At 60.0% G+C, this 11,935-nt stretch carries 12 protein-coding genes; 4 read left to right on the plus strand and 8 right to left on the minus strand.

The features are described 5' to 3' along the window. Nucleotides 1-308: 308 nt before the first annotated feature. Together ACMX25_RS08095 and epsC are read left to right on the plus strand one after the other, a co-directional pair. Complete coding sequence (locus ACMX25_RS08095) at nt 309-554, plus strand: hypothetical protein (RefSeq protein WP_414949139.1); 246 nt, start codon at nt 309-311, stop codon at nt 552-554. A gap of 116 nt (nt 555-670) precedes the next feature. Next, a complete protein-coding gene (epsC, locus tag ACMX25_RS08100; RefSeq protein ID WP_414949140.1) occupies nt 671-1,630 on the plus strand; it encodes a serine O-acetyltransferase EpsC in 960 nt (319 codons plus the stop codon). A 15-nt stretch (nt 1,631-1,645) separates the two neighbouring features. On the opposite strand, the gene folE is transcribed toward epsC, so the two are convergent. The 3 genes from folE to ACMX25_RS08115 form a co-directional block, all read right to left on the minus strand. Further along, complete coding sequence (folE, locus tag ACMX25_RS08105; protein WP_414949141.1) at nt 1,646-2,302, minus strand: GTP cyclohydrolase I FolE; 657 nt, start codon at nt 2,300-2,302, stop codon at nt 1,646-1,648. 87 nt (nt 2,303-2,389) lie between these two features. Then, nucleotides 2,390-2,614 (minus strand): hypothetical protein, encoded by a 225-nt coding sequence (locus ACMX25_RS08110; RefSeq protein WP_299712989.1) that lies wholly within the window; start codon nt 2,612-2,614, stop codon nt 2,390-2,392. Between the two features lie 140 nt (nt 2,615-2,754). Continuing rightward, nucleotides 2,755-3,519 carry an SDR family oxidoreductase gene (locus ACMX25_RS08115; RefSeq protein WP_414949142.1) on the minus strand — a complete coding sequence of 255 codons (765 nt, stop codon included), beginning with the start codon at nt 3,517-3,519 and terminating at the stop codon, nt 2,755-2,757. A 68-nt stretch (nt 3,520-3,587) separates the two neighbouring features. Here ACMX25_RS08115 and ACMX25_RS08120 point away from each other — a divergent pair, with 68 nt between their 5' ends. After that, nucleotides 3,588-3,725 (plus strand): hypothetical protein, encoded by a 138-nt coding sequence (locus tag ACMX25_RS08120; RefSeq protein WP_414949143.1) that lies wholly within the window; start codon nt 3,588-3,590, stop codon nt 3,723-3,725. Between the two features lie 225 nt (nt 3,726-3,950). Here ACMX25_RS08120 and ACMX25_RS08125 read toward each other — a convergent pair whose 3' ends face one another. After that, nucleotides 3,951-5,117: a porin gene (locus tag ACMX25_RS08125; protein ID WP_414949144.1), complete on the minus strand. Its 1,167-nt coding sequence runs from the start codon at nt 5,115-5,117 to the stop codon at nt 3,951-3,953. 160 nt (nt 5,118-5,277) lie between these two features. Then, nucleotides 5,278-6,621 (minus strand): MFS transporter, encoded by a 1,344-nt coding sequence (locus tag ACMX25_RS08130; protein WP_414949145.1) that lies wholly within the window; start codon nt 6,619-6,621, stop codon nt 5,278-5,280. 431 nt (nt 6,622-7,052) lie between these two features. On the opposite strand from ACMX25_RS08130, the gene ACMX25_RS08135 reads away from it, so the two are divergent. Continuing rightward, nucleotides 7,053-7,850 carry an alpha/beta hydrolase gene (locus tag ACMX25_RS08135; protein ID WP_414949146.1) on the plus strand — a complete coding sequence of 266 codons (798 nt, stop codon included), beginning with the start codon at nt 7,053-7,055 and terminating at the stop codon, nt 7,848-7,850. Between the two features lie 25 nt (nt 7,851-7,875). On the opposite strand, the gene ACMX25_RS08140 is transcribed toward ACMX25_RS08135, so the two are convergent. The 3 genes from ACMX25_RS08140 to ACMX25_RS08150 all read right to left on the minus strand — a co-directional run bounded on the left by ACMX25_RS08140 (nt 7,876) and on the right by ACMX25_RS08150 (nt 11,923). Beyond that, nucleotides 7,876-9,672, minus strand: a complete 1,797-nt coding sequence (locus ACMX25_RS08140; protein ID WP_414949147.1) for a PQQ-binding-like beta-propeller repeat protein — start codon at nt 9,670-9,672, stop codon at nt 7,876-7,878. 134 nt (nt 9,673-9,806) lie between these two features. Beyond that, nucleotides 9,807-10,388, minus strand: coding sequence for a DNA-3-methyladenine glycosylase (locus ACMX25_RS08145; RefSeq protein WP_414949148.1), 582 nt, complete (start codon nt 10,386-10,388; stop codon nt 9,807-9,809). A gap of 146 nt (nt 10,389-10,534) precedes the next feature. Continuing rightward, entirely contained in the window at nt 10,535-11,923 is a 1,389-nt protein-coding gene (locus tag ACMX25_RS08150) for an MFS transporter (protein ID WP_414949150.1), read from the minus strand. Between the last annotated feature and the right edge of the window lie 12 nt (nt 11,924-11,935).

The following is an 11,935-nucleotide window of genomic DNA, read 5'->3' on the forward strand; positions in this document are numbered from 1 at the left end:
CTAGGGTTCTGGTCAACAAAGAAACACCACGCAAGAAACATTCCGGGGTTTCCGCCGTACAAGGCCGGGTCGGGGCCGGGGCTAACTCACATATAGAAATAAACCACGGGATAAAACATCAGTAAATGTTCTAAGCCAAATTGATTTTTTTCAACCCAACGAGGGTTTTCGCAAGAGTATGATTTGTTGTTCGCCAAGCCTGCATGCGCCACCGGACGGCCTCGTGCCGCTTGCCGGATTCGCGCGTTTAAAGCGAGCGGGAGACGACCATCGCGAATCCAGCGGGGCACTTAAAATCAGGGTGACTCATGCAATTTGACGCGGCATTTTCACATCGCGGCTATTTACTCAATTGTGCACCGGCGCGTCAGGGCGACGGCTGCTTCCAGCCGTATGTGGTCATCTCGCGATCGAGCGACGGTGAACTGGTCGCCAATCGTTTTTTCCCTGCCGACCTGCGCTTTGGCAACGCCGACGAAGCCATTGCGCATGCCCGCGACTGGGCGGTTCGATGGATCGATGCCAGTCACGTGAAGGTCGAGCCTAAGTCCTAGCGTGCACCTGAAACGGGTTTTGCGTACAAGCGGCAGTCTTGCAGAAAAACGGTTAATCTCGGGGCATCGTTTAGATTGTGCCGTTCGACGCGGCGTCATCCGCCCAAGCTCCCGACATGCCCAAGACTGCTTCCGTAGAAGATCAATTCCCCTCCCACGAATGGGGCCTCGACAAGATCGTGGCTGACTTGCGCGCGTCGCGCGAACAGTTGCACCGCACTCGCCATCCGCTTGGAATCCGTGAATTGCCATCGCGTGAAGCGATTGTGAAGATCGTCAATGGATTGCGTTCCGCGCTGTTTCCCACCCATTACGGCGACGCGGACCTGACCGCCGAAAGCGTGGATTATTACGTCGGCCACACGCTCGAAAGCACCTTGCGCCTGCTCTCCGAACAGATTCGCCGCGCCTTGCGTTTCTTGCCTGAGAACCACGACCTGAGCGATGCCGATCTCGGCATGCACGCGTTCGGTCTCGCGCGCGAATTCGGCACGCAGTTGCCGGCCATCCGCGCGCTGCTGGTCAGCGACATCCAGGCCGCATTCGCGGGCGACCCTGCTGCGCAGCACATCACGGAGATCCTGCTTTGCTATCCCGGCATCTGGGCCATGACGCATCATCGCCTGGCCCATGCGCTGCATAAGCTCGGCGTGCCCTTGCTCGCGCGCTTCATCAACGAGATCGCGCACTCGGCTACGGGTATCGACATTCACCCGGGCGCGACAATCGGCCCCAGTTTTTTCATCGATCACGGGACGGGCGTGGTGATCGGCGAGACCGCGGTGATCGGCCAGCATGTCAGGGTCTATCAGGCGGTGACGCTGGGTGCAAAGAGCTTTCCGGCGGGCAACGACGGCGTGCTCGTGAAGGGCAACGCGCGCCATCCGGTGGTGGAAGACGAGGTGGTGATCTATGCCGGCGCGACCATTCTCGGGCGCGTGACCATTGGACGCGGTTCGGTGATCGGCGGCAACGTCTGGCTCACGCATAGCGTGCCGCCGGGCAGCAACGTCTCGCAAGGCAAGGTCCGCGAAGGCGGCGCAGGCGACGCGCCGGACGATGGCCGCGGCGCTTAAACCCTAGCGTCTTTTTTAGCTGTTCGACACGCTGAACGCGCTCGAATGTCCGACGATGGACAAGAATTCGCGGCGTGTGGAAGGGTCGTCGCGGAAGGTGCCCAGCATCCGCGATGTCACCATCGACGCACCGGCCTTATGCACGCCGCGCGTGGACATGCATTGATGATTCGCTTCCAGGATCACGCCAACGCCTAGCGGTTGCAGGACTTCTTCCAGCGTATCGGCGATCTGCGCCGTCATCTTTTCCTGGATCTGCAGGCGCTTGGCGAACGCATCGACCAGGCGCGCCAGCTTCGATATACCCACCACTCGCTCACGCGGCAGATATGCCACGTGCGCGCGGCCAATGATCGGCACCATGTGATGTTCGCAGTAACTTTCGAAGCGGATGTCCTTGAGCACGATCATCTCGTCGTAGCCCTGCACTTCGGAAAAAGTGCGGGCCAGGATCTCGCGAGGATCTTGCGCATAACCCGCGAAGAACTCTTCGTAAGAGCGAATGACGCGCGATGGGGTATCGATCAGTCCCTCGCGCGCGGGGTCGTCTCCAGCCCAGCGGATCAGAACCCGGACGGCGGCTTCAGCTTCTTCGCGGCTCGGACGATCGGCGTGACCAGTTTGATCGTGGATGTCCGAAGACGCGTTGGGGGAGTTGCGCGTGGCGCTCATCGAGGGCTCCAGATGCCTGTAGCAAAGTCATTAAGCCCTCATTGTTCCACGTTTTACCGAATGGAAGACCCCTGCGCGATGTCAGGTTTATCGGCTCTTGCCGCCGCCATCGATTCCCGAACCGGTTTGCCAGACCTTTTTTCCTTCCTCGGATAGTTGTCCCGAGCTGTGATGCTTGTCCGGTTCCGTGCCTTCCTGCGCCAGATGACCGCCGGGTTGTTCCTGCGCGCGCTGCTTCTCGCCCTTGCGTTGCGCCCGCCGTTCTTCCTGCGACCGCCCTGCGTAGTTGGTGTCTGTCTGCTTGTCCGTCATGTCGTTCTCCTTGAGTGAGTGACATGGAGAGGGGCGCAAGAGCCGTTCCATCCGGGATGGCTGCCCGATGCACGGGCAGCGGCGGATCGAAGAGACCTGTGGCAATGCAATCCGCGCGGTCCCTTCGGCATAACGCTGCTTTACGTGCGCGTGATGGACGCGCCGCCGTCCACGAGCGATGCGGTGCCGGTGACAAACGACGAGTCATCGGAGGCCAGGTAAAGGACCGAGCGGGCCAGTTCTTCCGGCGTTGCAACGCGCTTTAATGCGTGCAGGTTGGTGATGAACGCTTGCGATTCGGCGGTATCGTTCATGTCCCGATACATCGGGGTGTCGACGGCGCCGGGCAGCACGGCGTTCACGCGGATACCTTGCGCGCCATACTCGGCCGCCAGCGCTTGCGTGAGTCCAATGAGGCCGGCCTTGCCGGCCGCATACGAAGCCGTGCCGGGGAACGCAAATGAATAACCCACGAACGTCGATGTAAAGATGATCGACCCGCCGCCGTGTTCGAGCATGGCCGGGATCTGGTGTTTCGCGCCGATGAATGCGCTCGTCAGATTAGTGGCGAGTGCGTTGTTGAACCCCTCCACCGAAACGGAGGTGCTCGGCCCCATTTCGCCTGGCGTGCCGGCGTTGTTCAAAGCGACGTCGAGCCGGCCGAATTTCTCGATCGCCAGCGCCACGACTGCCTTCGCGTAGTCTTCCGATTGCACGTCGCCCGCGAGATAAACGGCTTCACCGCCGTCCGCGTTGATCTCTGCCACGAGCGTTTCCAGCTCGGCCGCGCGACGGGCGGCAACCACTACTTTTGCCCCTTCCGCCGCAAACAATTTGGCCGTGGCGCGGCCGATTCCGGCGCTTGCGCCCGTGACAATAGCTACCTTTCCTGTCAGTCGATTCACGATGATTCTCCGTTCTGTTCAGCTTGGCCCTTGGCGATGACCTGCGAGCAGGCCGTCTGGTCGCGCTGATGCCAGCTTTCCACATGGCGGATACCGATGTACTCGCGATGTACCCGAGCCGAAGGCACTTGAGCTCACGCGTGAGGGTGATGATCGATTACCTGGTTGAAGTCCTGGGAGGCGTGGCGCCGTGGGATAGAACGTGAAGGGCGCACATATAATCAGGCTCGGTGCTGACTTGCGTGGTCTGTCGCAGGCTGCCCAAACTCGGCATTCGAAATGTAACGAGACACTAGCGACCTGGCTGGCAGCCGTCGGCCAAGTTCGAATGGGCGCAACTCGACCGTCTGCCCGTGCAATGACTGGCCTCAGCAATTACGTTGAGCCGTCTGGGCATCTGCGGCCAGTGAGCCAGCTTGCGCTCGCTTGACTCAGAACTTGTGGCGCAAGCCAACCGTCGCCGCGACCTGAGTATTCGACGATGACGGTGTGAGCCCGAAGACGGCAGCGACCGCGTTGCCGCCGGTCGAATCCCGCCCTTTTGCGTGCTGTCCAAACACGACGGCGTAAACGCCCGTCCGTTTCGAGAGGAAGTATTCGGCCCCGACATTGAGCTGTTGGTAAGTGACGCCGCCCGCGGCACCGCTCGTTACCTGCGAACCGCGCGTGTAAGCATACGATGCGCCGACCATGATGGCCGGTGTCGGCAAAATCCTGAGATTGGCTTCCAGCGTATTGAACACGGCTTCACCGCTCAAAGCTCGGGGGTTGAGGGCAGGGTTTGATCCCAGGCCGCTGAATTGAGCGTTGGTATAGACGAGTCCGGCCGTCGCATTGCCGAACGTGTACGCCGCGGCGGCGCCGGCGGTTTGTTGCGTCTGAGCCGACGCGTAGCCTGAATAGATCGGGGTCAACGCCATGTTCGAGCCCGTGACGCTCGACGCCGGGTTGTTGCCGTAGTAAGAAAAATTCGGATTGCGTGCGACGAGGTAAGCGGCACCAACTGAGAGCGGCCCCTGTTTATAGCCCACTCCCAAGGAATAAATCCGGTTCCGCTGTGAATCTCCTGCAATGCCACCAGGACTGAAAACACCGCCAAATGTGATGCCTCGATAGTCAGGGCTCGTGAATTTGATCGCGTTGTTGACCCGATAGCTATTTCCCGTGTTGTCCAGGTCTCCGGGGTGACTAGCGTAACCGCCCACAGTATCGCCGCCCGCCTTCATCACACCGACGTAATCGACGATCGAATCATACTGCCGCCCGAGAGTGATCGTACCGGCCGGACCACTCAAACCGGCGTAAGCCTGCCTGCCGAACTCGGCGCCACCTTGTGCGAGAGCGCCGTTCGCCGCCGAAAAGCCATTTTCAAGCAGGAACACTGCTTTGTAGCCACCGCCCAGATCCTCCTTGCCGAGTAAGCCCCAGCGATTGCCTTTAAGCGAGCCAGCGACCATCGAATACTGTTTCGCGCCATGCGCATTGTTGTTGTACACAAATCCGACATCGGTAACGCCATACAGTGAAACGGTGCTCTGTGCATGGCCAACGCAACTATAGGAAGCGAGACAGACGCCAGCGGTTATAAGTCCTTTCATGCGAATACTCTCGAAAAAATGGTTGTTAATTCCGAAGTTTCACCGCTTTTAATTAATCCATCTTTTTATAAGTTAGATAAACTAAGTAATTGAATGTGATGTCGTGTTTCGGTCGGTCTTGTTCAACTGCTAGCACACCGGAAAACCTCATTTGGTGCGTTCAATCCTTCAAGCCTGCCGCATTTGAAGGACCGGCTTGAACGTCGGTCGCGCGCTGTTCTGATTTGCGGATAACCGCCTGCATCACAAAAGTCATCATCGCGCCGAACGCGAGACAAGCAGACAGGAACAGCATCGGAGCGATGACGCTGCCGGTGCGATCCTTGATCATTGGCACTACGTTCTGCGCAATGAATCCGCCCAGGTTGCCGATTGAATTGATCGCTGCGAGGCCCGCTGCGGCGTTGACGCCCGTCAGGAAACGGCCCGGCAACGACCACAGCACCGGTTGCCCGGCGAATATGCCGGCGGCCGCGAAGCACAGGCAAATAAACTGCAGCGTATTGCCGGGAACGAAGACGCTCAGTAGCAGGAAAAACGAACCCAGCAATGCCGGCACGACAATGTGCCATGTCTGCTCGTTCCTCGCGACGGAATGACGCGGCACCCACCACAGTGCAAATCCGACCATCAACCAGGGAATGACATTTAATAAACCATTGACGGTATAACTGACGCCGAATCCCTTGACGACCGTCGGCAGCCAGTAGCTCAGACCATAGGCCGACAATGGGAAGAACAGAAAATAAAACGACATTAGCAACACGCGCCGGTCCAGCAGCACTGCAAACGGATTGGTGTGGCCGGTCGGCGCAATGCGCGCCGCTTCGGCTTGCAAGGTCTTGAGCAGCCAGCTCTTCTCGGGCTCGGTGAGAAAGCGTGCGGTTTGCGGCGACTCGGGCAACACTTTCCAGACCACCGGACTCATGAGCACCGCCATCATGCCCGAGACGATAAACACCCATTGCCAGCCGCGCAAGCCGAGCAGACCGTTGAAGTCCAGCAGAATGCCGCCGATTGGTGCGGCCACTGCATTGGCGAGCGCGCTGCCGATCATGAAATAGCCGATCAGCCTCGCGCGGCGGCGCACGGGAAACCAAAGCGTCAAGTAGTAAAGCACGCCGGGATAAAACCCTGCCTCACAGGCGCCGAGCAGAAAGCGCAGGATGTAAAGCATGGCGGTGTTGTGCGTGAAGCCAAGTGCGACCGTAACCGCGCCCCATGACAGCATGATCCTCGCGAACCATCGGCGTGCGCCAACTCTGTCGAGCATGATGTTGCTCGGTATCTCGAACAGCAGGTAGCCGATGAAGAACAGTGATGCGCCCAATCCATAGGCTGCTTCGCTCACACCGAGATCGGCCACCATCTGCAGTTTCGCGAAACCTATGTTTTGCCGATCGAGATAAGCGATCAAATAGAGCAAGCCAAGCAACGGCATGAGTTTTAAGGTGGCGCGTCTAATAACTCGTTCGCCATCGACGGCCGATGATTGGACCTGCATTTTGTCTCCCTCTGGTTTTCTCGACGCTGTTTCAGCGCTGCGGTCTTTCTCGCAGCGTTGATGTTTGCAATCTGTTTGTGATCGCTTAATGCGTTGCTATCGATTGACTCTATGGGTGGCTGCGAGTCCGGTCAACTTGCGAATGAGCATCCCATATACAAGGTCGCTTTCGATCGATCGTTAAATTAGCTTTACTGATTATTCAACGATCATCTCAAAATAATTTTGCTTCAGGCGTTACGCCGTGTGGGTAGGGCCCAGTTGCGGAGAGCTTCGGCCCATCGCCCGTTGATTTGCAAAGTGGGCTTCGTCCGCGGTTTGGATCGCTGTCAATGCGGTCGCCGTCTCCCGATGCAGACCGTTTGAAATTTCCTTACACTGCTCCTGGAAAAACAGACCGTGTAAGCTCAAACTTTCAAGGAGATCAATGCATGAACCTCTCGTGGCGCAACATGGACCGCGCGACCCTCGACGCCGCCTACAGCAATGGCGATCCCCCGGCCGACTTTACGACCCGCAGCGCGGCGTTCTACGCATCGCATTCCGGCGATCTCGACGTCAGGTACGGAACCGCGCCCCGCGAGCGCTTCGACTTCTTCCCGGCATCGAGTGACAAACAATCCCCCGCGCCCACTTTCGTCTTTGTCCACGGCGGTTACTGGCAAAGCTGCGACAAGGAACTCTGCGCGTTCGTCGCTCAAGGACCGCTTGCCCGCGGCATGAACGTGGTTGTGGCCGAATACACGCTGGCACCGACCGCTTCGATAACGCAAATCGTGAGCGAGATCGGACGGCTGCTCGACTTCCTCGTCGAGCAAGGTCATACAACGCTCGTACTCGGCGGCCATTCCGCGGGCGGGCATTTGACAGCAATGCATCGTCATCATCCGGCGGTCAGATACGCGCTGCCCGTGAGTGGTCTCTTCGATCTCGAACCTATCAGTGCAGGCCGGCTGAACGATAAACTCGGGTTATCGGCGGAGGAAATCGCGCGCTTCAGCCCAATGCGGCATATCGGCCACGGTGCGCCAATGGTTATCTCCGTCGGCGACGCAGAGCGGCCCGAACTCATCCGCCATTCGCATGACTATGCCCACGCGTGTGCCGATGCAGGCGAGAGCGTGACCTACGTGCCGTTGCCTGCAGCAGATCACTTCTCCATTCTTTACGACCTCGCCGACCCGGATGGTTTGCAACTCACGGCGTTAGCGAAATTAATGCAGCGTTGAAAGTACTTCGCAACCCTGACGAGATTCAATGATTGCCTAGCAGCCCGAACACCGCCACGCCGTTCGTCGTTCCCACATACACTTTCCCGTTCGCGATCATCGGCGTGATGAACTTGTTTCCGGCACCGAACTGGTCGCGCGCACCCGCCTGATTGCTGTTGTACAACTCGTTCGCCAGATTGGTCGCGTCATACGCATGCAGTACCCCGACGGTGCCGTTTTCCGCTGCCCACACAATGCCATTCGATGTCCCGTTGGCCGAGACGCTGGGCGTCGCGCCGGGCGCGCCGAAAGTGGTCGGCGAGTGGCTGACCGGCGTCGCCGACAGCCGCGCCCCGCTGATCGAAAAAGCCTTGATGGTGTCGCCGACCGCGCCAAAGTACACGGTGTTGTTGAAGTACGCCGGCATGCTGAACACCCGCCCGGAGATTTGTCCGGCCAACTCCTGATAAATGGCGTCTGCGACCGGGTTGTACTTGCCCATCGAATCGCGGTTGACCACGTAGATGATCGCATCCTTGCCCGCGCCCAGCGCAAGGTGATGCACCGTGCCGGCGGCATCGGTGAGGTCGGGCAGCACGAGCGCACCGCCCGAACCCAGGTCTTCGTCGTCGGCTGATTCCTGGATCGTATTCGATGCCTCGAAATAGTCGGCCACGGTCAAGCCGGTCGTCGTTCCGAGCTTCAAAAACGCATTGCCATAGTCGCCCGAAACCTGCACGCCCGCCGCGTTGACCGTGGCGTCGAAGCTGCCGTTGGCATCGAGCAGATAGATCGAGGTTCCATCCGACGCCATGCCCGCGCCGCTCATCCAGATCGCTCCGCCGGACCCGTTCGGCGTGAGATTCAGTACGCTGGTCTGCTGCAGTGTGTCCGCGCTATAAGCAATCACCCAGCCGGTGTATGGCTGGACATCGCAATGTGAAGTCCACGCCGTGTAGATCGTGCCGTTCAGCAACAATAGCGACGTACGCTCGGCATATTGTTTCGGATCGAAGATCACGTTGCCGTTCGAACTGTTCGCGCCGGTGCCCGGATACGACGCCGTGATTTCCGTCGGGCCGCCGAACAATTCAGCACCGGTGGTGACATCGAGTGCGTGGATTCTCTGGTGATACGCGCCGGCTGCGGTCTTCGACATGCCGACTACATACATTGCGCCATTCGGGCCGCGCGAGCGATCGATAACTGGCGTCGCGGTTACGCCTATTGTCGGAGAAATCTGGAAACAGCTGAGGGTGTCGCTGGGCGTTTCGCCGCTGGCGAGGGTCGTCGTTTTCCACAATGTTGCGCCCGTATCGGCATCGAATGCGTAGACGCTCGCATTTTCTGTCGCGACGTACAGCACGTTGTGCGTGCCGCCGGCAATCGTCATGTTCGACAGATAAAGCGGCTCGGCATCGACCGGACCATCCACGCTGTATAAACCGAGTTTGCCGAACGTCGCTGAGTTCACCGTGGCAGGGGTCAGCGCGGTTTCGTTGAGGTGCTGGCCGGTTCGCGCGACGTCATTGTGATAGGTCGCGACGTCAGCGGCGTTCACCACGGGTGTGACGGGTGCGGAACCTGATGGCAAGCCAGCGCCCGCGCCGGATGCTGCGGGTGGGCTGGAAGCGGTGACCGGACTGGAGGCCCCGCCCGATGCTGCGGATGCGGGAGTCGCCTCGCTGGCGTTGGACGCGGGCGAGGGAGCGCCCCCGCTGGCACCGGGCGCGGGAGAAGAGCTACTGCTGTTCGAATCTCCGCCGCCCCCGCTGCATCCGGCAATTACAACCGCAAACAGCACTTCGATAAACCGATGTGGAAGATGCGAGCGTTTCATGTGCATTCCCCTTTATCGAACAGTTGGGGCCGGCGGTCGGATTGTGTCTGGCAAACAGAGTTCCGTGGAGCAATAAAGGTGCCGCGGGAGCGGCCGTTGATAGCTTTTGGCGGCGCAAACGCCTCGGTGTTTAATCAGACTTTTGGGAACGGCTTGCTGAGGAATTTCGATCCTGCAAGTCCGAAGCGCCAAGGTACATCCACGGCCTTGGTGATGCCGATGCGCGGTCCGGTCGCGAGGGGATATTCCTCGTCAGGCGCTTCAATGTGAAACGGAGGTTCGAGCAGGGACATGCCGTTGTTGCCGTGCGTGATGCCCAGCGCTTGCGCGACACGTCCTGGTCCCGAGCACAACAGCCTGGCTGGTTCGAGGCCGCGCCGTTGGCGCATGGCATCGAGACCAGTGAGCGGTTCGATCGCGCGGATCAACACGCCCGCGCCGTGGCCTTCTTCGCGGCAAACAAAGTTCAGGCACCAGTGAATGCCGTACGAGCGATACACATAGACGTGCGCAGACGGACCAAACATGACGGCGTTACGCGGGGTCGGCCCGGGAAACGTATGTGACGCCGGATCTTCACGATCGTAGGCTTCGGTTTCGACGATCCTCCCGCCCACGCCATCGACGGTGAAGATCGCGCCGATCAGGCGACGCCCGACTTGCTCGGACGGCGCGTCGAAGTCGATAGGTGCTGCGGTGCGGGATGATTTGAGCATTGTTGGAAGAGAGGTACAGCCGCGTGTATCGTGCGGGTCCGTCGCGGCGGCCAAGGTTGTTCGTTTGCAATGGATGTTCAGCGGTTCGATTCTGCCGTCGTCAGCTTTTTCCGTCCACCCGCATGCTTTCACGCTCGTCCAACCTGTCAAACCGCCTGACCGATCCGCACCCTCGGCATCGCTTTCGATGCCAGCCACCAGACCAACGCCGCCGTCAGCGAAATGGCCGCAGCCAACAACATTGCCGTATGCATGCCGCGCTCAAACTGGTCCGGTGCGTCAAGCATCGCGCCAAAAACCGCGACGCCCAGCGCCGCGCCCGTCTGCCGCGCGGAATTCAGCACACCCGCCGCGATGCCGGCGCGGTTCTTATCGACGGTATCCATCAGCGAACGTGTGGCCATCGGCGTGATCAGGCCTGCGGAAAAGCCGATTGCCGGCATGGGAAGCGCGATGAGCCAGTAAGGCGAAGTGTCCGTGGACATCAGCAGCGCGAGAAAGCCGATCGTATAGATACCCAGTGCAACGCAGATCGGCCTGCGCGGTCCGGCCATCCTGACGAAGCGCGCCGCCGACATGCTGCCCGCCATCACCAGCGCGGTCAGCGGCAAGAAAGCGAGGCCCGTCAGCAACGGCGAATACGCTCGCACCTGCTGGAAATACAGGCTCAGCGTGAAGATCAGGCCGTAGAAAGTCATCGCGGAAACCATCGAGACAAACGCAGCACTGGAAAAAATCCGGTTGCTGAACAAGGACAGGGGCAGCATCGGTTGTGATCGCCTTGATTCGATCTTGAAGAAACTGCCTGTGGCAAGCACGCCCAGCGTAATCCCGCCCACGATCCACGGCGAGCGCCAGCCGAGCGAGCGCCCTTCGATCAGCACGGCGATCAACACGCCCAGTGCCACGATTGCCGTCGCCTGACCGGCGAGATCGAGATGGCGCTTCACGCGAGCGTCATCGGCAGGTTCCGTGCTTGCAACCCGCGATGTCAGCCACAAGCCAATCAACCCTATCGGCAAATTCGCGAGGAAGATGCTGCGCCAGCCGAACGCGTGGATCAGGATGCCGCCGATCGATGGACCGCCGGCCATCGCCGCGCCGCCGCACGCGGCCCAAAGGCCGATCGCGCGGCCGCGCTCGCCCGGTTCGGCGTACGCGCGGTTGATGAGCATCAGCGAGCAGGGCACCAGCATCGATGCACCGATTCCCTGCAGCACGCGGGCGCCGGTCAGCGCGGCAAGATTGGCCGCCACGCCGCAGAGCGCGGACGCCAGCGTGAACACCGCGAGGCCGGCGAAGTAAACGTGCTTCGCGCCGAACCGGTCGCCCAGCGTGCCGCCCGTCAACAGCAGGCTCGCAAAGGTCAGCGTGTACGCGTTGACGACCCATTGCAGGCCCGCCGTGTTGGTCGCGAGCGCATCGGCAATGCTGCCCAATGCAACATTGACGATGGATGTATCGAGGATCACGACGATATAGCTGATGCTGGTCGCAGCGAGGACGCGGCGCTGGTGCGTTCGGATGTCGGGCACGTGGATATTTCT

It is taken from the genome of Caballeronia eucalypticola (assembly GCF_047608185.1).
Classification (GTDB): Bacteria; Pseudomonadota; Gammaproteobacteria; order Burkholderiales; family Burkholderiaceae; genus Caballeronia.

Coding starts and splice junctions, on each gene's coding strand:
- ACMX25_RS08140 (WP_414949147.1), bottom strand. CDS start 9,672: ATGAAACGCTCGCATCTTCCACATCGGTTTATCGAAGTGCTGTTTGCG.
- ACMX25_RS08145 (WP_414949148.1), bottom strand. CDS start 10,388: ATGCTCAAATCATCCCGCACCGCAGCACCTATCGACTTCGACGCGCCG.
- ACMX25_RS08120 (WP_414949143.1), top strand. CDS start 3,588: ATGCCAGCTTTCCACATGGCGGATACCGATGTACTCGCGATGTACCCG.
- ACMX25_RS08095 (WP_414949139.1), top strand. CDS start 309: ATGCAATTTGACGCGGCATTTTCACATCGCGGCTATTTACTCAATTGT.
- ACMX25_RS08110 (WP_299712989.1), bottom strand. CDS start 2,614: ATGACGGACAAGCAGACAGACACCAACTACGCAGGGCGGTCGCAGGAA.
- ACMX25_RS08130 (WP_414949145.1), bottom strand. CDS start 6,621: ATGCAGGTCCAATCATCGGCCGTCGATGGCGAACGAGTTATTAGACGC.
- ACMX25_RS08125 (WP_414949144.1), bottom strand. CDS start 5,117: ATGAAAGGACTTATAACCGCTGGCGTCTGTCTCGCTTCCTATAGTTGC.
- folE (WP_414949141.1), bottom strand. CDS start 2,302: ATGAGCGCCACGCGCAACTCCCCCAACGCGTCTTCGGACATCCACGAT.
- ACMX25_RS08135 (WP_414949146.1), top strand. CDS start 7,053: ATGAACCTCTCGTGGCGCAACATGGACCGCGCGACCCTCGACGCCGCC.
- epsC (WP_414949140.1), top strand. CDS start 671: ATGCCCAAGACTGCTTCCGTAGAAGATCAATTCCCCTCCCACGAATGG.